This is a genomic window from Pseudoalteromonas sp. 19-MNA-CIBAN-0066 (assembly GCF_040308705.1).
Lineage (GTDB): Bacteria > Pseudomonadota > Gammaproteobacteria > Enterobacterales > Alteromonadaceae > Pseudoalteromonas > Pseudoalteromonas nigrifaciens.
The window spans coordinates 23,699-45,463 of sequence record NZ_JBEONZ010000016.1 but is presented as its reverse complement, the minus strand read 5'-3'; the positions used below and the strand labels follow the sequence as shown (position 1 = coordinate 45,463).

20 protein-coding genes and 2 pseudogenes are annotated in these 21,765 nt (G+C 40.2%); 13 read left to right on the top strand and 9 right to left on the bottom strand.

All coding sequences use genetic code 11. The features are described from left to right. Positions 1-35: 35 nt before the first annotated feature. Together AAEZ18_RS10805 and AAEZ18_RS10800 are read right to left on the bottom strand one after the other, a co-directional pair. On the bottom strand, positions 36-887 hold the full coding sequence (locus AAEZ18_RS10805) for an MBL fold metallo-hydrolase (RefSeq protein ID WP_086997043.1): 852 nt from the start codon (positions 885-887) through the stop codon (positions 36-38). A 149-nt stretch (positions 888-1,036) separates the two neighbouring features. Then, a complete protein-coding gene (locus AAEZ18_RS10800; RefSeq protein ID WP_350551264.1) occupies positions 1,037-3,367 on the bottom strand; it encodes a penicillin acylase family protein in 2,331 nt (776 codons plus the stop codon). A 156-nt stretch (positions 3,368-3,523) separates the two neighbouring features. Here AAEZ18_RS10800 and ycaO point away from each other — a divergent pair, with 156 nt between their 5' ends. Then, positions 3,524-5,284, top strand: a complete 1,761-nt coding sequence (ycaO, locus tag AAEZ18_RS10795; RefSeq protein ID WP_086997093.1) for a 30S ribosomal protein S12 methylthiotransferase accessory factor YcaO — start codon at positions 3,524-3,526, stop codon at positions 5,282-5,284. A gap of 69 nt (positions 5,285-5,353) precedes the next feature. Here ycaO and AAEZ18_RS10790 read toward each other — a convergent pair whose 3' ends face one another. After that, the gene (locus AAEZ18_RS10790; protein ID WP_350551261.1) at positions 5,354-6,595 is read right to left on the bottom strand and encodes an RNA-guided endonuclease InsQ/TnpB family protein; all 1,242 of its coding nucleotides are present in this window, start codon (positions 6,593-6,595) and stop codon (positions 5,354-5,356) included. 38 nt (positions 6,596-6,633) lie between these two features. Here AAEZ18_RS10790 and tnpA point away from each other — a divergent pair. The 7 genes and pseudogenes from tnpA to folX form a co-directional block, all read left to right on the top strand. Continuing rightward, positions 6,634-7,026: pseudogene (gene tnpA, locus AAEZ18_RS10785) on the top strand (IS200/IS605 family transposase); the annotation flags it as partial. Between the two features lie 67 nt (positions 7,027-7,093). Next, positions 7,094-7,453: pseudogene (locus AAEZ18_RS10780) on the top strand (response regulator); the annotation flags it as partial. A gap of 41 nt (positions 7,454-7,494) precedes the next feature. Then, positions 7,495-8,124, top strand: a complete 630-nt coding sequence (locus tag AAEZ18_RS10775; protein ID WP_089367542.1) for a YceH family protein — start codon at positions 7,495-7,497, stop codon at positions 8,122-8,124. Positions 8,125-8,197: 73 nt separating this feature from the next. Beyond that, complete coding sequence (gene nadE / locus AAEZ18_RS10770; RefSeq protein WP_011326802.1) at positions 8,198-9,034, top strand: NAD(+) synthase; 837 nt, start codon at positions 8,198-8,200, stop codon at positions 9,032-9,034. Between the two features lie 123 nt (positions 9,035-9,157). Then, complete coding sequence (folM, locus tag AAEZ18_RS10765; RefSeq protein WP_011326801.1) at positions 9,158-9,877, top strand: dihydromonapterin reductase; 720 nt, start codon at positions 9,158-9,160, stop codon at positions 9,875-9,877. 26 nt (positions 9,878-9,903) lie between these two features. Further along, a complete protein-coding gene (gene folE / locus AAEZ18_RS10760) occupies positions 9,904-10,458 on the top strand; it encodes a GTP cyclohydrolase I FolE (protein ID WP_058372272.1) in 555 nt (184 codons plus the stop codon). A gap of 3 nt (positions 10,459-10,461) precedes the next feature. After that, positions 10,462-10,818, top strand: a complete 357-nt coding sequence (gene folX / locus AAEZ18_RS10755; protein WP_011326799.1) for a dihydroneopterin triphosphate 2'-epimerase — start codon at positions 10,462-10,464, stop codon at positions 10,816-10,818. Positions 10,819-10,856: 38 nt separating this feature from the next. Here folX and AAEZ18_RS10750 read toward each other — a convergent pair whose 3' ends face one another. The 4 genes from AAEZ18_RS10750 to AAEZ18_RS10735 form a co-directional block, all read right to left on the bottom strand. Continuing rightward, positions 10,857-11,291 (bottom strand): YqaA family protein, encoded by a 435-nt coding sequence (locus AAEZ18_RS10750; protein ID WP_350594707.1) that lies wholly within the window; start codon positions 11,289-11,291, stop codon positions 10,857-10,859. 82 nt (positions 11,292-11,373) lie between these two features. Beyond that, positions 11,374-11,739, bottom strand: a complete 366-nt coding sequence (locus AAEZ18_RS10745; protein WP_086997064.1) for a DUF4870 domain-containing protein — start codon at positions 11,737-11,739, stop codon at positions 11,374-11,376. Between the two features lie 155 nt (positions 11,740-11,894). After that, on the bottom strand, positions 11,895-14,069 hold the full coding sequence (locus tag AAEZ18_RS10740; protein ID WP_350594705.1) for a S9 family peptidase: 2,175 nt from the start codon (positions 14,067-14,069) through the stop codon (positions 11,895-11,897). Between the two features lie 78 nt (positions 14,070-14,147). Continuing rightward, positions 14,148-17,612, bottom strand: a complete 3,465-nt coding sequence (locus tag AAEZ18_RS10735) for a S8 family serine peptidase (RefSeq protein WP_089367539.1) — start codon at positions 17,610-17,612, stop codon at positions 14,148-14,150. 224 nt (positions 17,613-17,836) lie between these two features. Between AAEZ18_RS10735 and AAEZ18_RS10730 the strand changes: the two genes are divergently transcribed. Next, positions 17,837-18,307 (top strand): DUF2721 domain-containing protein, encoded by a 471-nt coding sequence (locus AAEZ18_RS10730; protein WP_011326794.1) that lies wholly within the window; start codon positions 17,837-17,839, stop codon positions 18,305-18,307. 94 nt (positions 18,308-18,401) lie between these two features. Then, complete coding sequence (locus AAEZ18_RS10725) at positions 18,402-18,854, top strand: c-type cytochrome (protein ID WP_011326793.1); 453 nt, start codon at positions 18,402-18,404, stop codon at positions 18,852-18,854. A 64-nt stretch (positions 18,855-18,918) separates the two neighbouring features. Here the strand turns inward: AAEZ18_RS10725 and AAEZ18_RS10720 are convergent, their stop codons facing one another. After that, a complete protein-coding gene (locus tag AAEZ18_RS10720) occupies positions 18,919-19,578 on the bottom strand; it encodes a cytochrome b/b6 domain-containing protein (protein ID WP_089367538.1) in 660 nt (219 codons plus the stop codon). 130 nt (positions 19,579-19,708) lie between these two features. Here AAEZ18_RS10720 and AAEZ18_RS10715 point away from each other — a divergent pair, with 130 nt between their 5' ends. The 3 genes from AAEZ18_RS10715 (at position 19,709) to AAEZ18_RS10705 (ending at position 21,292) form a co-directional block, all read left to right on the top strand. After that, a complete protein-coding gene (locus AAEZ18_RS10715) occupies positions 19,709-20,413 on the top strand; it encodes an AzlC family ABC transporter permease (protein WP_089367537.1) in 705 nt (234 codons plus the stop codon). Continuing rightward, entirely contained in the window at positions 20,410-20,709 is a 300-nt protein-coding gene (locus tag AAEZ18_RS10710) for an AzlD domain-containing protein (protein WP_041454306.1), read from the top strand. The genes AAEZ18_RS10715 and AAEZ18_RS10710 overlap by 4 nt, the downstream gene beginning before the upstream one ends. Positions 20,710-20,800: 91 nt before the next feature. Continuing rightward, entirely contained in the window at positions 20,801-21,292 is a 492-nt protein-coding gene (locus AAEZ18_RS10705) for a glutathione peroxidase (protein WP_089367536.1), read from the top strand. Positions 21,293-21,418: 126 nt separating this feature from the next. Here the strand turns inward: AAEZ18_RS10705 and AAEZ18_RS10700 are convergent, their stop codons facing one another. Then, positions 21,419-21,604 (bottom strand): PA3496 family putative envelope integrity protein, encoded by a 186-nt coding sequence (locus AAEZ18_RS10700; RefSeq protein ID WP_007579801.1) that lies wholly within the window; start codon positions 21,602-21,604, stop codon positions 21,419-21,421. Positions 21,605-21,765: the final 161 nt, after the last annotated feature.

The following is a 21,765-nucleotide window of genomic DNA, read 5'->3' as shown; positions in this document are numbered from 1 at the left end:
ATAAAATAGTTGATGTGCTATTACTTAATTCATTTTTATTGTTTTAAACTACGATAAAAAAGTGTAGTTACACGCTCTTTAGGTAACCAGCTAGCGTATTCAAGGCCAAGCTCTGCCAATGGGTCGGCGTTAAGTACTTGCTCTAAGCTTGCCTTGTTTTGCATTGCTTTAAGCATAACATCTTTGGCTTTTTGCACCAGCTTACGATACACCACCAGCCCTGAACGATCGCTTAGCGGACCATGTCCTGGGATCACTTTTGTATTATCGTCAATTTGTTTCACTACGTCATCTACAGCCGCTAAAATACCATCAACACTGCCACCACTGTCTACGTCTACAAACGGTAAGCTGCCAAAGTTAAAGAAAATGTCGCCCATGTGTACAATGTTAGCCTTGTTAAAAAATATGACTGCGTCACCGTCAGTATGTGCATGCTGATAATGCATTACATGAGCATGCTCGTTGTTAAAGTGCAGCTTTAAATCGTGGCTAAAACTAATCCGCGGTAAAAAATCTGACCCTTCACCATGCTCCGCTACTAAGCGCTTATGCACATTATCGTGAGCAATAACGTGGGCACCTGCTTTAGCAAAATTTTCGTTGCCTCCGGTGTGGTCGCCATGATGATGGGTGTTAATTACAAACTCAGTACTGCCGGGCTGTAAATCGCTAATCGTTTTTTTAATATCGCTTGAAAGCTTGGCAAATTGATCATCAATAATATAAATACCATCGTCGCCGACACTTACAGCAATATTGCCTCCTTGACCAAGTAACATATAAATATGCTCGCTCAGTTTTTGCGTTTTAACTACACTTTCATCGGCATAAGCCGCACTACTTAACAACAAGCCAGTGATTAATACGGGAAGTAATTTTTTCATTTTAGTGCTCACTTATATTTATAATTAATTATCGTCTATTTATGAAGAATAATTACACGACATAGACCCTGCCTTACCTAAAAACCAAACATACGGCTGTAAATTTAATCTCGAAAGATAAACAAGCTCTAGCTTAGTTCACTAAACAGCTACTTGCCTTTTGGCGATATTATTATTTGATGTACTAGCGCTTGTGGTAATAATGGCGTGTTTTCTGCATTAATATATTGACTAAAACCGGCACGATAAAAGTTTGATAACGGGTGCCCAGACTGCCCGCCAGGTACGGTTAAAATGGCGTTTTCTAAATGTCCTGGCTGTACAATAAAGCGCTGTGAAGCACCAAAGCTACGCCCCTGCACTGCTGGCATGTAACTATCACCAAACCCTGGCGTTTTTGGCATATTTAAAAAGCGGGCAAGTATTGGTACTTGTTTAGCAAACGGATGCTCTATAACCAGCTCGTTTACTTTGCCCCACTGCCAGCCTTGAATGTTATTACCGTATTGCGTACTGAGTTTAGCAATAGTTTGACTAAATGCCCCCTGCAGCTGCTGCTCCCAAGTTGAAAATTGTGGATTGAGCCAACTGCTTGGTTGCGCGTTAATAAGCTGCCAAACTGCCGGTTCTAAGTCACGCCTTACGTAGCTCAACGTGCCATTTTTCTCACTTAAGCTTTGCTGCAACGTACTAAAGGTAATATTAATCACTTCATCGCGATAATGCTTTACCAAGGTATAACCTACTGAGCTTGCACACGCGCACTGCTGCCAGTTTTCAACAGCGCTAATATACGCGGCGTTATTACCTTCATCGGCTTTGAGTTGCTTGAGCAATAAAGCGTGCCAAGGAATTAAAAATCGTGCTTGGTTATCAAGCTGTAATTGATAAAAATCATCTTCAACAAATTTTTGTTTTTCAAACAAGCGGTCGCGCACTTGTGTTGCACGCGCGCCAAGTGAATAGCCGCCGTTACCAAAGCGCTCGTTATCTTGGGCACTTACGACCCGTGAGTTTGCAGTCCATATTCGTCCACTTACTGGGTTTTTAACCACGGGGCGCTGCGCTTCATTTTGCAACCAAAGCGGCGAGTAATCAGTACTTTTCACACTAAGCTCGCTGGGTGTTTTACGTCCAGGAATTCCCCCCATTAACTTCCATGCGGCACTGCCTTGGCTATCAACTACAATTAAATTTTGTACCGGAATACCTACATCGCTGGCTATAGCTAGGGCATCATCAACTTCAGTTGCCTGTTCGAGCTGTAATAATTGCATGTTAACCGCATAACTTTGATGCGCCGCCCAGCTCAGTGCATAAGCTTGCCCGTTAATATATTTTACCGGACCATATTCGCTCAGGGTAAGTGTGTAAGTTTCGGCTTCATTATTCGGTAATGCAATTTGCTCATCTACTTGCCACGTTTTATCGTTACTTGTAAGCGCAACCCAATCCGCGGTATCAATATAACCATTGGTAAACCCCCATGCGATATGATTATTAGTGCCCACTACAATAGCTGGCGCACCCGGTAGCGACACGCCTGTAACTTGGGTTTTTACATTATTATGTACATAATTTAATTGCGCTTTGTACCAAATAACAGGCACCGCCATTGCTAGGTGCATGTCATCAGAGAGCATAGCAGCTCCGGTTGTAGTTAATGCGCCGGTAACTGCCCAGTTATTACTGCCGCGCTCTTGGCTTGCTGCAAAAGAATTAAATACATACATTGCTGATGATGATTGCACAGTGGATGATTGCTGCGTTTGTTGCTTGGGTATTGGTAGCTTAGGTATGCCTGCGCTGTAGGGTGCTAATTGGCTGCCATCAAGCGCAGCTTGGTATTGACTAGGTTGCGTTAAAAATTTGAGCATATGTTTGCCGTATTGCTGCTCAATTTGAATTAATGCTTGGTCGCGCTCAAAGGTGGCACTTTGTAAATCAAGATACATACTAAAAATTATTAATAGGCTATCTTCGCTTTGCCATGGTTTTTGCTGTACACCAGTGAGTAAGTATTCAAAGCTTGAGTAACCTATTTGCGCTAATCCTTCGTTAACCCCTTGAGCGTAGCTTTTAAGCAATTGCTTATCCGACTTAGGAAGGTTTTTTAAAATAACTTGGCTGCGTTTACGCAATTGATGAAAACGCATTTTTTTATCTAGTGCTAGCGCCGCCTTACCAAAAATTTCGCTCAACTCACCGGCGGCATTACGCCTCAGTAAGTCCATTTGAAAAAACCGGTCTTGCCCATGCGCATACCCCAAACCATAAGCGGCATCGTTGTGGCTTTGTGCTTTGATAACAGCTTGACCAAGTACGTCGCGCGAAATAATGACCGGCTCATTAATCGCTTCGCTATGACCTTTGCCGTCAAGCGCTGGTAAACTCAAACTAAGTACACCATAAACAACCGCAGTACCGGCCAGCCCTAAAACCACTACTAACAGCAGCAAGCGCTTGATTACTTTAAACATCCAGCTATCCTTTAAAAATTCTAATAAAGTATTATTAACATATATTTACTATCCTTCTATTAAAAAGTCATATTCTGCGGCGCAAAGGATGAAATAAACCTCAAAATCCACGATAATAGCTAATCCACATATTGTGCAGCCCTAGTTGAGATGAGTATGACTGATAAAACATTTATAAAAGGTAAAGACCGCGATTTAGAATCGTCGATCTCTACTATGCAAAATAAGCTAAAAGCCCTTAATATTAATATTGAGGAAGCGTTATGGCTTAACCCTGTAGCTAACTGTTATTCGGTACATATTCGTGACCAAGACTGTGGCGTAATGTTTACCAATGGTAAAGGCGCAAACGACAAAGCATCGTTAGCTTCGGCATTAGGCGAATACTTTGAACGCTTAAGCTGTAACTACTTTTTTGCTGACTTTTATTTAGGTGAAGAATTTGCCCATGCAGAGTTTACCCATTACCCAACCGAAAAGTGGTTTACAGTAACAAACGATGAAGTGCCTGAGGGCATTATGGATGAAAGCTTATGGGACTACTTTGACCCAGAGCGCGAACTTAATGCATCGCACCTTTTCGATTTTAACTCTGGTAATGTTAAGCGTGGTATTTGTACTGTGCCATACACCCGCCAAAGCGATAACCAAGATGTGTATATTCCGGTTAACGTTATTGGTAATATTTTTGTATCTAACGGTATGAGTGCCGGCAATACTAAATTTGAAGCACGCGTACAAGGCTTATCCGAAGTATTTGAACGCGCTATAAAAAGCCGCATTATTACTGAGGGCTTGTGTCTGCCTATCGTGCCTGAAGAAGTAGTTAAGCTGTACCCTAAAATTCATGAAGCGTGTGAAGAGTTACGCAGCCATGGTTTTCATTTACGTATTGCCGATGCCTCTCTAGGCGGTAAATACCCAGTAATGAGCGTTACCCTTATTCACCCAGCTGATGGCTCTGTATTTGCTTCTTTTGGTGCTCACCCATCATTTGAAGTGGCACTTGAGCGTACCGTAACAGAACTATTACAAGGTCGTCGTTTAGATCAACTTGATGTGTTTCAACCTGCTACTTTTGATAATGATGAAGTTGCCTCTCCAGAAAACACTGAACTGCACTTTATTGATTCTAGCGGCTTAATTTCTCATGACTTTTTCCGCGCAAAAGCCGACTTTGACTTTGTGCATTGGGACTTTAGCGGCACAACTGAGCAAGAATATAACTTTTGTACCGACTTAATCCATAGCATGGGGCATGATATTTACATCATGGATTACACTCACTTAAACGTATATGCATGTCGTATTTTAGTCCCTGGTATGTCAGACATTTACCCAGTTGATGAACTAATTTGGCGTAACAACAACGAAGGCGCTAAGTTCCGCGAAACATTTTTATCACTTGATCAGTACGACGTTGAGCAATGGATGGAAATTTATGACTCACTAGAGGAAGCGGGCCATAGCGATATCATTCGCGCTGCCGAGTTTATTGGTTTAGTAACCGACCCTGATACATCTTGGGATACGCTGCGTATTGGTGAACTAAAAGCGCACCTTTGCCTAGCCGCAGGTAACGAAGAAGCCATTGATTGGGTTGACTGGATATTACATACCGGGCAAGTAAACGAAGATGCAATGCGTCACTTTCGCTGTTTAAAAGCTATTTTAGAAATAAAATACGATGACGAACGCGAATATGCAGACTATCAAGATGCATTAGGCTTAATGTTTGGTACTGCCAATGTAACGCTAGCAATTGAAATAGCCGAAGGTCGTAAATTATTTAACGGTTTAACCTTCCCAGGCTTATCGCTTACTGGCTTTACAAAGCATGCCGCATTACTTGATGGTTATCGCAAACTCCATGTAGCTAAACAGCAGCATTGGGCACGCGAGGTTAGCGACTCGTAATTTAGTTAAACTATTAATTGTGAACTACCCACCGACGCCACTACGTGTCGATCAATGGGCTTCTACAGTCTAGCTTATGAATGCTAGGCTGCTTCTTTTTTTCTCAGATCCAACAGCAAACTTCGATAGCTCGAAGACTTTCATTTTATTAGCTGCTTTCCGCTGAAAAGTGGGATTAACCCTTCCGACGATTCCAGCCGCTATTAAGTCTAACTCACCTGTGTTCGCTATGCTTTTAGCCGCTGAAAGGTCCCGATTTTGATGCACTCCGCAAGCCACACAAATGAAATGTCTATCGTTCAATGTTAAAACATGGTGCTGGCCGCATTCTGCGCAAATCCCAGTCGATTTTTCAAATCGACCAATTTCATGATAGAGCTTGCCTTCAAGCTCAGCCTTGTATTTTGAAAGCTGAGTTATCAGAGCCATCACATTGTCAGCTACCATACTGCCATTGAATTTTTGCATCGCTTTTACGTTTAAATCTTCAAACACTAAAATGTCATTTTCATTGGTTATCTGTCGTGAGATTTGGTGTGCAAAGTCGAGCCTTTGCCTTGAGATCTTACCGTGTAATTTATTGATGCGTTGTCTTGTTTTGTGCCAGCGATTTGAGCCTTTATTTCGGCGGGCAAGCTGACGTTGCAATTGATTTAATTTGGCTTTTGATTGCGTTAAAAACTTTGGATTGTCGGCCACGTAGCCGTTCGAGCCAACTACCGTTTGCTTTGAGTTAATGTCAAAACCTGTGATTGTTTTTAAAACGCGAAGCGCTGTTTTGCACTCCACTTCTTGAGTAATACTGCATTCCCATTTACCGTGGCGAAACTGAACAGTTACCGTTTTGATTTTGCTAGCCAGTTCGCGATGTAAAATGATAGGCACTTTACCAACTTTTGGAATACTGATAGTGCCATCTTCAATACGGATGCAATTAGAATTGTTTACCGCTCGAAATGAATCGTTGTGAAGTTTTTTCTTTTTGTATGAGATTTTATGCTTTGGAAAGCGCTGCAAACGGCCTTTCGAGATTGCGTTCTTTAACGCTGTTTCTAAGTCGCGAGCAACTTGCTGAGCTGCTGCCGAGTCAAAAGACTTAATCCACGTAAACTCTTCAAAAGGCTTTATTTCCTTAAGAAGCGAGGCCATATCATTGTAGAACAAGAATGTTTTATCGAACTCATATCGACGCATATTTTCAGACAGTAATAAGTTCCAAATACCACGCGCAGTCGCGCCAAACTCTATGAGTTTAGCTTCTTGTTCTGGTGTAGGATTCAGTCTGTAATTGTATCTAAGCGTCTTTTTCATACACTGTATAGACTACTGTATATGAAAGGGTTGTCAAGATCGAATATGAAACTAAATCACACTGCAAATATCTAATAGCGTTACATTTAATCTTAGTTGTGAAATATAGAAGGCAATTGCTACAAGGTAACTTAGGTGAATTTGTAAAACAAAAAATTTCTGAAATTGCAGAGCGCTCAGAATTTAATATTGAAGAGATCGAGGTAGACAAAGATCATATACACATATTGCTTACGATTTCCCCGACCATTTGTGTTGCGAGTTATGTTCGTAGAATTAAACAATCAACGACACAAAGCCTATGGTCGAGATTTAAGTGGTTGAAAAAGCAATTCTGGATTGAGAAAACCTTTTGGTCTGACGGGTATTTTGTTTGCTCAGTAGGAAATGCTTCTGCTGATACAATTCGAAAATACATTCAAAAATCAGGGCTAGTTATTCCGATTCATCCCATCGACGCCGCTTCGCGTCGATCAATGGGTTTTCTCGGAAGGATTCGATAAAATTAACCAAGTTGTTGCTGGGGCTTTATTAAAACAAGCCGGTATTTCATTTGATATTGCTGAAAACGGATGTGAGGCGATAAAGCAACTAAATGAGCAACCCGCTAATACTTACCAGTTAATTTTAATGGACTGCCAAATGCCTGAAATGGACGGCTACCAAGCAACTAAAGCGATTAGAAATGGCGACTCGGGTAAGCATTATCAAAACATAACTATTATTGCTTTAACTGCCAATGCAATGCAGGGAGACAAAGAAAAGTGCTTAGCAGCGGGTATGAATGATTACTTAAGTAAGCCACTCGATTTTAGTGCACTGCACCCTAAACTTCAGCAATGGCTTGGCACTCAATAAAAGTGTAAGCTAATCATATAGTTTATTAGTTGAGATGAGTTATGCAATTATCAGCAAATCAACAGCGTATTATTGGCTGTTTACTAGAAAAGCAAAGTACAACTCCCGAACACTACCCTTTGTCGTTAAATGCGCTAACTAATGCGTGTAATCAAAAATCAAATCGTGCACCGGTTTTAAACTTAACCGACAGCGAAGTGCAAATTGCACTCGATGAATTAATAAATGCCCGACTGGTTACCATTGATGAAGGGCTTTCTGGGCGAGTAAATAAATACGACCACCGTTTTTGTAACACCGAGTTTAGTAGCTTAAAATTTAGTGCGCAGCAGCGCGCAATTATTTGCTTGTTACTGTTACGGGGTGCACAAACTCCCGGAGAATTAAAAACGCGATGCGCACGATTAGCAAATTTTAATAGTGTAGATGACGTTGAGCTTGCACTTAATAAATTAATTGAAAATGACATAATAACCAAACTCGCGCGCGAATCGGGTAAACGTGACTGTCGTTATATGCATTTGCTTGGCGAGCAGCCAATAAGTGAAATAACACGCCCTGCAGAGCAAACGACTGATGAGTTAAAAAGTGAAGAACTCAATGAGTTACTCGCCGAAGTAGACGAGTTAAAAACCGAGTTACAAAAAATTAAAGCTCACTTAGGGCTTTAATTTGTTAGCCCTAAATCACATAATACAAGTGCTCTGCTGAGCGAAATAATTATTTAACCCTAAGGAGTTGGCCATGCGCGCCGAGATTATGGCTGCAATGAAAGTGCAGCCAGTTATTGATGTAAATGCTGAAATTAGCCGTCGTGTTAACTTTATTAAAGCCCGCTTAATAGCAGCCCATGCAACGTCTTTGGTATTAGGTATTAGTGGTGGAGTCGACTCTTCAGTGTGCGGTCGTTTATGCCAACTTGCTGTTAATGAACTTAACCAAGAGCAAAGCACTACTGATTATAAATTTGTTGCGGTACGCTTACCTTACGGTGTGCAAGCCGACGAAAATGAAGCGCAACTAGCGGTTGATTTTATTCAACCTAGCAGCCGCATGACGGTAAATATTAAGCCCGCAACCGATGCGCTACACGAACAAACAATGGCGGCTATTGTTGGTAACGGTGAATCACTCCCTGAGCAAGAAAAAATTGATTTTATTAAGGGTAATGTTAAAGCCCGTCAACGCATGATTGCACAATACGAAATTGCTGCATTTTGCCAAGGTTTAGTAGTTGGCACCGATCACAGTGCCGAGAATATTACCGGCTTTTATACCAAGTTTGGTGATGGCGCTTGTGACCTTGCACCGCTTTTTGGCTTATCTAAACGCCAAGTGCGCGCTTTAGGTAGTACATTAGGTGCTTCGTCTGTATTAGTTAATAAAGCACCTACCGCAGATTTAGAAAGTGATCGCCCAGGACTTACCGACGAAGAAGCGTTAGGTTTAAGTTATGAGCAAATTGATGACTTTTTAGAAGGTAAACCGGTTACGCAACAGGTTGAACAAACACTTAGCGCTATTTATCAGCGTACGCAACATAAGCGTCAACCAGTGCCAACTATATACGATGAGCTTTAATACAGTAATTATCGTACGATACCTTAGTAATTTGACTGATCGACCGCTTAAAGTATTACGTAAGATTTTAATTAAATTGGTATTAACGCTGATCCCCTGCCAAAAGAGAGCTTTGTAGTATATATGACACCACCGATTTTAATTACAGGTGCTGGGCAACGCATTGGCCTTGCTTTAGCTAAACATTTTATTGCACAAGGGCAGCCGATAATTATTACCTATCGTACTCGCCACGCTGCAGTTGATTTACTGGAGCAGCAGGGCGCTGTATGCATTTATGCAGACTTTAGTACTGATGATGGTATTAGCACTTTTATTAAAGCACTTAAAGAGCATACCAACTCACTACGCGCTATTTTGCATAATGCTTCCAGTTGGGACTGCGAAGCTAATAACGCCAACTTTGCGCAACTGTTTGACAATATGATGCGAATTCATGCAAAAACACCTTATTTAATTAATTTACTGTGTGCAGAGTTATTACTAAATTATCAAACTGAGATGAATACTCCCGCAGATATTATTCATCTTACCGATTACGTAGTAGAAACAGGTAGCCCAAAACATGTCGCTTATGCAGCAAGTAAAGCAGCGCTTGATAACTTAACTAAGTCGTTCAGCGCCAAGTACGCACCTAATATTAAAGTAAATTCGGTTGCACCATCGTTAATTATTTTTAATGAGCATGATGATGAACAATATCGTGCTAAAACGCTGAAAAAGTCATTAATGGGTATCGAACCAGGATGCCAAGAAATAATCAATAGTATTGATTTACTATTACATAGCCACTACATCACAGGCCGCGCTATACCTGTAGATGGTGGTCGGCATTTAAAGTAAACCAAACTAAATTAACTGAGAAATTTATGCATAACGAATTAAAACAAAGCTATGAAAATATTATTACCGCTGTAGGGGAAGATCCTAACAGAGAAGGCTTACTCGACACGCCAAAACGTGCTGCTAAAGCAATGGAATACCTAACTCAAGGGTATCGTCAAACATTAGAAGAAATTACTAATAACGCAGTATTTACCTCAGATGCAGACGACATGGTATTAGTACAAGACATAGAGCTTTATTCTATGTGTGAGCATCATTTATTACCTTTTACTGGCCGTTGTCATATTGCTTATATTCCCAATGGTAAAGTATTGGGACTGTCTAAGTTTGCCCGTATTGTTGACATGTTTGCCCGTCGTTTTCAAATTCAAGAGCAACTAACTCATCAAATTGCTAAAGCCGTTGAAGAAGTAACGGGTGCAACCGGGGTTGGCGTAATTGTTGAAGCCAAACATATGTGTATGATGATGCGCGGCGTAGAAAAGCAAAACTCAAGTATGCGTACCTCTGTAATGCTGGGTAACTTTAGAGCCGATCCAAAAACACGTAATGAGTTTTTGCAGCTAATAAAAGGCTAACTTATGGCTAATGCAATTATTAACGTAACCAATTTACGACTGCGTACTTTTATTGGCTTTAACCAAGAAGAGCGCGAGAAAAAGCAGGATGTAGTGATTAACTTAGAAATTCATTACCCTGCACACGACGCCTGTAAAACCGATGAAGTAGATCAAGCACTAAACTACAAAGTAATTACCAAAGAAGTAATCACTTTAGTAGAACAAGGCGACTTTTTATTACTCGAAAAACTGGTTGCTGAAATTCTTGCTGTTTGTCATTCACACCCAAGTGTTCATTATGCTAAGGCTCGCGTAGATAAACCGCATGCATTACGCTTTGCCGATTCTGTGTCTTTGACGTTAGATTGGGCTAAATAATACGTGTGGATCAATTGATTTAGAATAAATAAGAAAGCTTAAATAAGCTTTTCGACACCTAAGGTAAGGGCGATAACGGCTAAGTAGCGTGCCCCCTTACCTAGTGTTACCAACAATAAAAACGTACTAAAACACACTTTAAATATTCCCCCTATTACGGTAAGCGGATCGCCAACTATAGGTAGCCAGGCAAATAATAAACTATATACACCGTATTTATTAAACTGCTTTTGTGCTTTTTCAAGCCCCTGCTCTGACACTGGAAACCAGCTTTTATCTTTAAAGCGCAGTACTTGAGTACCCAACCAGTAATTAACGCAGCTCCCTAATACATTGCCCAAAGTGGCAGCTAGCCATAACAACAATAAATTTACTTTACCTTGGGTCATCATAGCTACCATTACCACCTCTGACGAGCTGGGCAATAAAGTAGCCGATATAAAAGCGCTAAAAAATAGCGTGAGATAAAGCATAGTATCCTTAACAATAGGAAGTAAATAAAAAAAAACCCAGCAAAAGCTGGGTTTAAAATACGCTATTAACAAACCGACATTGCTATTTTATCAAATTTAAACTCAACGGGTAGTCAAACTCTTTACCATCATTGGCTTTAACCGCGGCAATAACCACCATTACAAACGAAAATATAGCGACTATTGGCAGTAAAATTACACCAATAACAACAAACATTAAAAGAAAACACACAAAGTAAGCAATCATCATAGTGATTTGAAAGTTGAGTGCTTTTTTGCCATGAACATCAACAATCGGCATGTCATCTTTTTTTATTAACCACACAATTAACGGCCCAATTACAGAGCCTAATGGCACAATAAATCCAGACAAGGCACTTAAATGACAAAGCATTGCCCATGTGCGGTCATCTTTTTTGACGGGTTCCAGCTGTTGCTCATCATGCATAACGCTATCCTTATATTTACTATTTTTGCGTGAGTGTAAGTGTGTATTTCATAACTATAACTCAGTTTATAAACTTATTTAGCTAACTTAGTAATAAATTAAGGCATCACTTTTAAATGATGCCTTTAGCTTATTACTCAATGGTTGTACTTTGCTTACTCTTTAATACCCATTAAATCGAGCATAAATGCATAGTTTAGCGCGGTATCTTCTAAGCGCTTAAAGCGCCCTGATGCACCGCCATGCCCTGCTTCCATATCAATTTTAAACAGTAACTTATTGTCATCTGTTTTATAGTCACGCAGCTTAGCAACCCACTTTGCTGGCTCAAAATACTGTACTTGCGAGTCGTGCAGACCCGTAGTTACTAGCATATTAGGGTACGCTTGCTTAGACACTTGATCGTACGGTGAGTAAGATAGCATGTACTCATAGTATTCTTTTTCATTTGGGTTTCCCCACTCACCATATTCGTTAGTTGTTAGTGGAATACTTTCATCAAGCATGGTTGTAACCACATCCACAAAAGGTACTGCGGCAACCATACCTTTGTAAAGTTCAGGAGCTTGGTTTGCTACTGCGCCCATTAATAAGCCACCAGCGCTACCGCCTTGGGCAAATATTTTGTCTTTAGCGCCATACTTTTGCTCTACCAGTGCTTTAGTCACATCTATAAAGTCATTAAACGTATTCTTTTTAGTAAGTAATTTACCATCGTCATACCAAGGACGACCTAACATTTGCGAGCCTCGAACATGGGCAATAGAAAACACAAAACCACGATCAAGCAAACTTAAACGCGCGCTTGAAAAAGTTGGATCCATAGTGGCGCCATACGAGCCATAACCATATTGTAGCAATGGGTTCGTCGCATCTTTTTTAAATTTATCTTTACGGTAAACTAAGCTTACGGGTACTTTTACACCATCGCGGGCGTTAATAAATATACGTTCAGATGCGTAATTATCAACATTAAAGTTGCCTAGCACAGCTTGTTGTTTTAAAAGCGTTTTATCCGTTGTTTTTAGGTTTATATCGTAAGATGAACCCGGCGTGGTCATGCTCGTATAGTAAACACGTAACTTATTGCTGTTTATATCGTTATTACCATAAGCACTAATAGTGTAGGCACTGTCGTTAAAAGATAATAACTGCTCTTGATTAGTGCTTAAATTGCGTATTATTTGTCGCGATTGCCCCATTTCACGCTGTTGGTAAACCAAATAGTCATTAAATAACTCTATCCCTTCTAGCTTTATATCATCACGTGCTGGGATCAGCGTTTGCCAGTTTGCTTGATCATGTGCTTTATTAATAGCGACTTTCATTAGCTGAAAATTAACCGCATTTAAATTAGTGACAATATAATAACTCTCACCTAATTTAGAAATACTATACTCAAGATTCGCTTGGCGTTTAATTAAGCGTTGAGGCATTGCTTTAACGTTATTTGCGCTAAGCACCGACATACCTGATGCAGTGCTACTACTGTGCCAAATATAAATTTCAGTACCGTCTTTGCTTTTACTTAACCCTGTGTAATAGCTTGAGTCTGTTTCTTCGTAAACTAGTTCGTCATTGGCCTGCGGCGTACCTAAAGTATGGCGATAAACCTGGTAGCCTAACAAAGTCTGTAAGTCTTTTTTAATGTAATACAGTGTTTTGTTATCGTTTGCCCAAACAAGGTTACCACTTGTGCCTTCAAGCGTATCTTCGAGTAGCCTCCCGGTGCTTAAATCTTTAATTTTAACGGTATAAATACGTCTACTGAGAGTATCTTCACCGTAAGCCATTAAGTTACCGTTTGGACTCACATCTAAACCACTTACAGCATAATAGTCATGAGCCTTAGCAAGTTCATTTACATCTAAAATAACCTGTTGGTTAGTTCCTGAAAAGTCACTGCTACGCACATAAGTAGTGTACTCGTTATTGCCACGAGTTTGCGACGAGTAATAATAATCACCTTTTTTTATCGGTACTGAATCGTCATCTTTTTGAATACGCCCTTTAAGCTCGGCAAAAAGTTTAGCTTGCTGCGCTTGAGTATGAGCAAGCATGGTATTTGTATAGCTATTTTCAGCCTCAAGGTAACTAATAACATCGGCTGCTTTGCGTTCATCGTCACGCAGCCAATAGTAATTATCAATGCGGGTATCGCCATGAATAGTCATGGCGTGCGGTACTTTTTTAGCTATAGGTGCAACAACTTGAGGTAACTGCTCTGCTGTAGTACTTATAACGTTTGTTTGGACTGCTTCGGGCGCCTGATTGCAGCCACTTAAAATAGCTAAAGATGATATAGCTAGAACACAAGGGATATGTTTCATAAGATAAAGCCTTTACTTTAGTGAAGCTAAATAAAAAGGGAGCCGAAGCTCCCTCTAAGTAACAATTAAGTTATAAGCTTACTTTTGCTTACGACGACGCATAAATGCAAGCGGCGCAGTAAGTAATAACCAAGCTAATGAACCCGAAGATTTTTTCTCTGGCTCTGGTGTTACAACAACCGGTGGTGGTACTACTTTAGTAATACTAACCGTAACCATTGCAGGCTCTGATACATTACCACGCGTATCAATTGCCACTACTTGTATCTGGGCTGAAGAATCACCTGTCAGTAAAGCTGTGTTAGTAACAACAACTTGACCATCGGCATCAACACCCAAACCTTGGTGAGTATTTGACTGAACAAAGTACTCTGAAATAGCTAAATCAAACTCAGACTCTGTTACTGTTAAAGCACCTACAACGGTACCGTTTGCTGCATCTTCAGAAACAGTAAATTCACCACCAACAAGCGCTGGCGCTGAAACATCTGGAACCTCTAAATCAGCAGCTGCCATCACTTTAACAACATCTAAGCCTGAAGCCTGTGTTAGCGCAAATGGACCACTTGCTGTAACAACTGCTTTTTCACCTGGTTTAAGTGTTGTAACTGCTTCACCTGTTTCAAGCGAGGTAAATGCTACTTGAGGTTGCATACCAAATACAGTTGAACCTGTAACACTATCAGTTTCAGTAAATACACCACTTTGATATGCAGCATAACCCACAGATGCTTTAAAGTTCATCTGCTCGCCTAGTAGTGTCCCATCTATATTAAGTAGTTCAGAACAACCAGAGAAGGTAATGGTGTCCTCTCCCGCAGAGTGATAAAGCGGAGTACCCCACGCCCATGAATCATTACCCGCGCCATCTGTCTCACCAATTAGCGTACGGCTACGCCCAGGGAACGCTGTATCGCGGCCACGGTCGTTTAAGTTTGTCATAAACTGATCTGCTACACCGTCATTATCGGTATCAATTTCTAATCTGTAACCCGCTTGGAAGGTATGCGTTAGTGGGTCACGTAGTTGAATCGATGAGGTAACAAATATGCCTGAGTCACAAAACTCTGCATTAAACGCCGAGAAAGTAGTTGCTAGAATATTAAATTCAGCTTCTGCAAATGTTTTCTCAACACCCACTGCAACAATGCTTTCTGCTTGTGGCATAATTTCAGTTTGACCACTATTTGTAACAACAAGAGCCATTTCACTATCGACGATTTGCGATGAAACGCTTAGCTCAGTAGCAGCTTTAGGCATTGCATGATAAACAAGGTGTAAATCATGGTCAGTATCTGTGCTGGCATCATCAAACACCAAAGCACCATCAAACTCTACTGAGGTTAATGCTGCACTTCTTGCTGCAACTTCCTCTGCGCTAAATGGGTTATTTAGATTCCACTCTGGTAACTTAGCTGGATCAACGGTTAATACTACGTCAAAATTAATAGCTTGGCCTGCAGGAACAGTAATTGATGCAGGGAAATCCCAACTAATAGCCGCAGTATCTATATCGCTCTGGTAACGCGCTTCTGTACGTAAGTTATAAGTTTTAGCGTCAGCTGAGAAGTTCTTAACTGTTACCGTTTTAGTTAACGATGCAGTTTCTGTCATGCTTTCTAAGCCAAATGAAAGCGCTGCTTGCTTGGTATTAAACTTAGCGTTATTTACCCATGCAGCAACCGGTAAATTAACCGCTTTAGCTACATTAACTAAACCTGCGCCAATCATACTAATAGGTGCTAATTCTGAAGCAGGATTAATTGCTAACGGCTCGTTTGTTACATTTAAATTAGCCGCATTCATTATTGTTGCTTTAATTTCAAAGGCATTACGATCTGGATGTGCTTCACGAATCATCGCAACAGCACCAGCAGTAATTGGACCTGAAAAAGATGTACCTGAAACTGGGTTAGTACCAGTTTGAGTACCTGCTGCTGCAACATCAATACTAGTACCTGGTGCGGTAATTTCTGGTTTTAATAAACCATCCATTGAAGGACCACGAGATGAGAACGTAGCTACAGCGCCAGATGTAGTTTTAATGTCAATGCTAATATCAAATGTTGCCGGACCACCTGCTGCTAACTGTGCTTTTAAAGCCGCACCTGCAGCAAAATTAATGCCTACGTTTTTAATTGTTACAGCAGCATCAAAACCACCCATAGGAGCTGGTGTACCATCATCAGTATTGTTTGCAATCATCACAAACTCTGCACCATTTATTTGTGCGTTTAATACTTTGTCGGTAAATGCACAAGCACCACGGTCTATTAATACAGCTTTACCGGTAAAATCAACATCGGCGGCAAACGCAACACAACCATTTTGGTTAGCGTCTGGATAAACTAACTCAATGTCTGCACCTGTAATTGTATAAGCTTCTTGTGGACCAAAGCTTGATGGCTGAATATCACCTTCAACACCAGCAATAGTGCCTGTAGCAACACCTATTTCAGTTGTAGGGTGTGTCATTGCACCTACAGATAAGGCATTAGGTGTAGTACTTGGGCCGCCTATACGGAATGGGTTATCACCATCGTTACCCGCAGAAATAACCATATTAACGCCTAATTCAACAGCACGCTGAATTAAGTATTGTGTACCGCCGCCAGTATATGTGTCGCCAAACTCGCCACCAAGAGACATATTCATTACATCTACACGGTCAGAAATATCACCATCGCCATTAGGATCCATTGCGGCTTCTAGTGCTGCAGCCTGTGCGGCACTTGGACAACCGCCACCACATACAGAGTAAACATAAAGTTCAACGTCTGGCGCAATACCATTTACTGAGTTTGAAGATGAAGTACCATGGTTTGTTGGAGCCCCTGTTGCTGGAGAATTAGCAGGATCGTTCTCTATCGGATCAGCGTCTTCATTAATAAAGTCGTAACCACCTTTAACAACACCTTGAGGCCAAGCCACTGTAGTAGGATCGGCTTGCGCCGCTAAATATGCTTCAACTGTACCTGCCCCACCAAATGCTTGGTGAGTGTAATCAATACCTGTATCTAATACCGCAACACGCTGACCTTTACCGCTTGCAATACCGTCTACAATAAGTGGTTTTGCATTAATATAGTCAGAGCTTGCTGCAACATGCAGTTCGCTATCGAACATAGGTAATACTTTTGCTACTCGTGAATCTTTAGCAATTTTAGCAAGTGCTTCAGCCGAAGCTTGAACGATTAACGTAGGTGCTAATATTTTGGTTTTACCAATTATTTTCGCATCAAAATCTAAGCTATTTAACTCAAGAGTCATAGTGTCTTGAAGTTGCTCTATGTTAGCTGTAATTTCACGATTATTTGATTGCTGGTAAGTACCTGCAACATAGGCGTCTACTGATGTTGTAGCGCGTAATACAATCATATGTGCCGATGGTTCTTTTTTATCTGCAACTTGTTCTTTTACTGCTTCAGCTTTTTGATAAGTAATATTAGCCGTAGGTAAGTTACTTGCACTTGCAAGTGTTGCAATAAATGCGCTTGAGACAGCAGTGGCAATTGCTGTTTTCTTTATTATATTTTTAGACATCATTTCCCCTAGGATAGGTTATGTATTATTGTATTTACTATATTCAACCATGGGCTTAAATATAAAACTTAAACCCATACGTGAGCAACACCTTAGTTACATTTAAGTTACAAGCAACACATAAAAACAGAGAAAACACTAGCAACAAACTGATTCCAAAGGGAAAAGAAAGAAATTAAGTTTGTGAATGATTGTAAACAACCAACACTTATTTTGAGATGTAAATGGATAACGAAGTAATTAATATTTTAAGCATGGCCAAAGTGATTCAAACCGCGGTTGCTCCCGTCTTTTTAATTACAGGTATTGCTGCCACTTTAGGGGTTTTATCAAACCGTTTAGCGCGTATAACAGATAGAGCTCGTTTGCTTGAACGTAGACTAAAAGTAAGCACTGATGATGACTTTAATCTGTCGTTAACCACCGAGCTAAGAGCGCTGCTAAAGCGCTCTCGTTGTATACACCTTGCATTTAGCTTGAGTGTGTTAAGTGCATTGTTGGTTTGTGCGGTTGTTATGTTATTATTTTTATCGCATATTCAATCAGTTAACTTAGGCGTAACGATAGGTAGCTGTTTTGTAGCTGCTATGGCTTTGCTTATATTTGCTTTTATGTCGCTACTTTGCGAAGTGTTTTTAGCCACTCGCAGTATGCGCCGTGGCATGATATTCGCCGACGTCGATATTAACGATTAAGCCTCAAGCAAACCAAACTATCGCTTTCACTTGAATAAAAGTGGCAGCTAAGATACAAAGATAGAATTAGAAACTTTTACTAGGGATAAGTTTAATGAAATTGAAGCAAGTATTTATCGGGGCATTATTATCAACATGCGCACTTAGCGTATCAGCAAATTCTGCATTTAAAGAGCCAAGCGACGCTATTGAATATCGTCAAGCTGCATTTTCTATGCTCTCTGTACAAATTAGTGACATGGGCGCTATGCTTAAAGGCAAAATTCCTTTTGATGCAGATAAATTTAAAGCACGTGCAAATAACGCAGCTGCACTGGCAAAAATGCCATGGGAAGCGTTTTACGAAGGTACTGATAAGGGTGATACTGCTGCACTTGCCGCTGTTTGGGCTGAAAACGACACTTTTATGAAAAAAGCAACTGCATTTCAGCAATACGCAGATGAACTTGCTGTAGCTGCACAGTCTGGCGATAAAGCTGTTATTGGTAAAGCGTTTGGCGCATGGGCCAAAGGCTGTAAAGATTGCCACACGCAATTTAAAGACTAAGTTTTTAAATAATAAAGGCGCCTATTTAATTCATAATCGGATTTAAATAGGCACCTTTTTATTTTCAACCCAAGTTAAGTAAATAACTAAGTGGCTCACTGCCCCAAGTTGTCATAAGCACTACAAGCAATATTAAAAATACGACCCAAGCTAACCAAGGTGCTTTTGTAAGTATTGCTGGCTTTTCATTTGGCTGTTGTTTCGTTCCGGTGATCATCGCTTTCACTAAAGGCTTGCCTTTAATCTTATAAATTACAATTGCTAAAACATGCAAACCTATCGCATAAAGTAAAATATCAAAGTTTAAACTATGTAACCAATTAGCAAAATCAACTGTACTGCTCGACACGTACTGCGCTAAAGGCCCATCAGTTAAAATACCATCACTACTCATTAAGCCACTAACAAGCTGAGTAATAATAAGTATAAAAAACAACAACACCATATAACTACCTGGCGCAGAATGCCCAAGCGGAGTTTTATTAGTTTTAAGTGAGGTTATTACCGCTTGCGGGGAGTGTATTAACGCGCTTAACTTAGCTGTTTTACTGCCTATAACCCCCCATATTAATCGCGTTAAAATAAGTGCTAAGGTAAAAAAGCCAGCAATAAAGTGCAGTTCAATCATACCTTCTTCAATACTAAAATAGAGCACAGCAATACTAAACACTAATAACCAGTGAAAGCTTCTGACAAAGCCATCCCATACTTTTACTTTAAACATTAGTTATCTCGCTAATTAAGTTATTGTTTCATTATTTCAAACTTTGTTTAGATTTGCATTAAACCTATTATTTAAAGCATGCTTTATGGCACACTTAAGCAATTAATTTTACTGGCTAATATTTCTGCAAATGAACAGACCATCGCGTGCAATTTTAAAAGGTTTTGTTGACATGTTACCGCTTTGTTTGGCGGTGATCCCTTGGGGAATACTCTGTGGCTCACTGGCTATTCAAAATGGTTTTACTGCCCTTGAAACTCAAGCGATGTCTTTATTAGTGTTTGCGGGCTCTGCGCAGCTTGTCGCTATTGAGTTAATTGCGGGAAATACGCCACTACTCACCATTTTGTTTACTACCTTTATAATTAGCTCTCGGCATTTTTTATATGGCTTAGCGGTACGTCATAAAGTAATTGATCAACCTTTGAGCTGGCGTCTACCTGTAAGCTTTGTATTGACCGATGAGTTGTTTGCATTTTCGCACCACCCTAAAGCCTATCGTACAAAAATACGTTTAATTTACGCACTTAGCGCCGGTTTTAGCTTTTATATTGCATGGAATTTATGGACATTTATAGGCATTGTTGCTGGTACTATGCTCCCCGATTTAACCCATTTGGGCCTCGACTTTGCTATAGCCGCTACATTTATAGCTTTAGTTATTCCGGGTGTTAAAAGCCTCGCCTCACTCGTTACAGTTATAGTCGCAGGCATTAGCGCTACACTGTTTAAAAGTACCGGATTTGAGTTATGGCTGGTGAGCTCTGCATTACTGGCCATGAGCGCAGGATACTTTACAGCAAGAATAACTGCTAAAAAGGAGCGCAACTTATGATGACCACTATTTTACTAATGGCCTGTATTACCTTTTTTACCCGTTACTTATTTTTGCACCGCGCTTTACCCTTTAAAGTTGGGCCTAAAATGCAACAATTTTTAAGTTTTAGTGCACCAGCGGTACTTACGGCTATTTGGGTACCTATTGTATTTTTAAACGATGATGGCATTAATTTAAATTGGCAAAACCCTTATTTAAGTGCGGCTATAGTAGCTATTATTGTGGCTTATAAAACCCATAATATTTACTACACTACGATTGCGGGTATGGGATTATTTTTAATTTTAAATTAAAAAATAGTCTTAATATATACAACAACCATATTAAGCAATGTACTTAAAAGAGTAAATTGAGCATCAACAAAGATAAGGTAAAGCATAAATAATGCACAAGTTTCATCAGTTAAGCGCCACCAGTTTGCAAGGTAACACCATTAATTTTAGCGAGTTTGCTGGTAAAGTCGTGCTTATTGTAAACACGGCAAGCAAGTGTGGTTTTACCTACCAATACGAGTCACTACAGGCTTTGCATAATAAATATGCTAGCCAAGGCTTAGTAATTTTAGGATTTCCGTGTAATCAGTTTAATCAGCAAGAACCCGGAGATGCACAGCAGATAGAGCAAGGATGTTTAATAAACTACGGGGTTAATTTTTTAATGGCCGCTAAAGTAGAGGTAAACGGAGAGCATGCTCATTCGGTATTTCGTTATTTGAAATCGACACAACCTGGCTTTTTAACTCGCAAAATAAAGTGGAACTTTACTAAGTTTTTAATCGCAGCAGACGGCTCACCAATTAAACGCTATGCACCCTTTACCAAGCCAGAAAAGCTAGAGCTCACCATTCAAAAAGCACTGCAACAAAGTAATAAGTAACGCCGCTCAAAAGTAATAAAGAGGCACACGGCCTCTTTATTGCCAATCTAATCAAAATTTAAACATACATAAATGCGTACATTTAGAGTCTAATTCACATTGGTACTTTAGTTATACTAGCGCAATTTAATCGGTGTAATCGCTTAAATCGTCTTCGCCTAGGTTTTTACGCAAGCGCTTTTGCTCAAGGTAGTCTTCCAACTTTTTCTTAACCTTTTGCTTGTTCTTATCGTGCTGATTACGCCCGAGCATTTCGTACTCGTCTTCAACAAAATCGTCATCTAGCGCATCGTAACTAAATGTCTTACCCACAACCCACTCCATAAAGTGTTTGAGACCAACCAAGGATTTTATAATCGCAATAATTGGTAAAATTAAAATGTTCGACACATAAAGTGCAATGCAGTTTAGCGCCAAAATAAAGCCATGTAGCTATCTTAAATAGCCTCCATGTCAATACTGTGAATAAATAG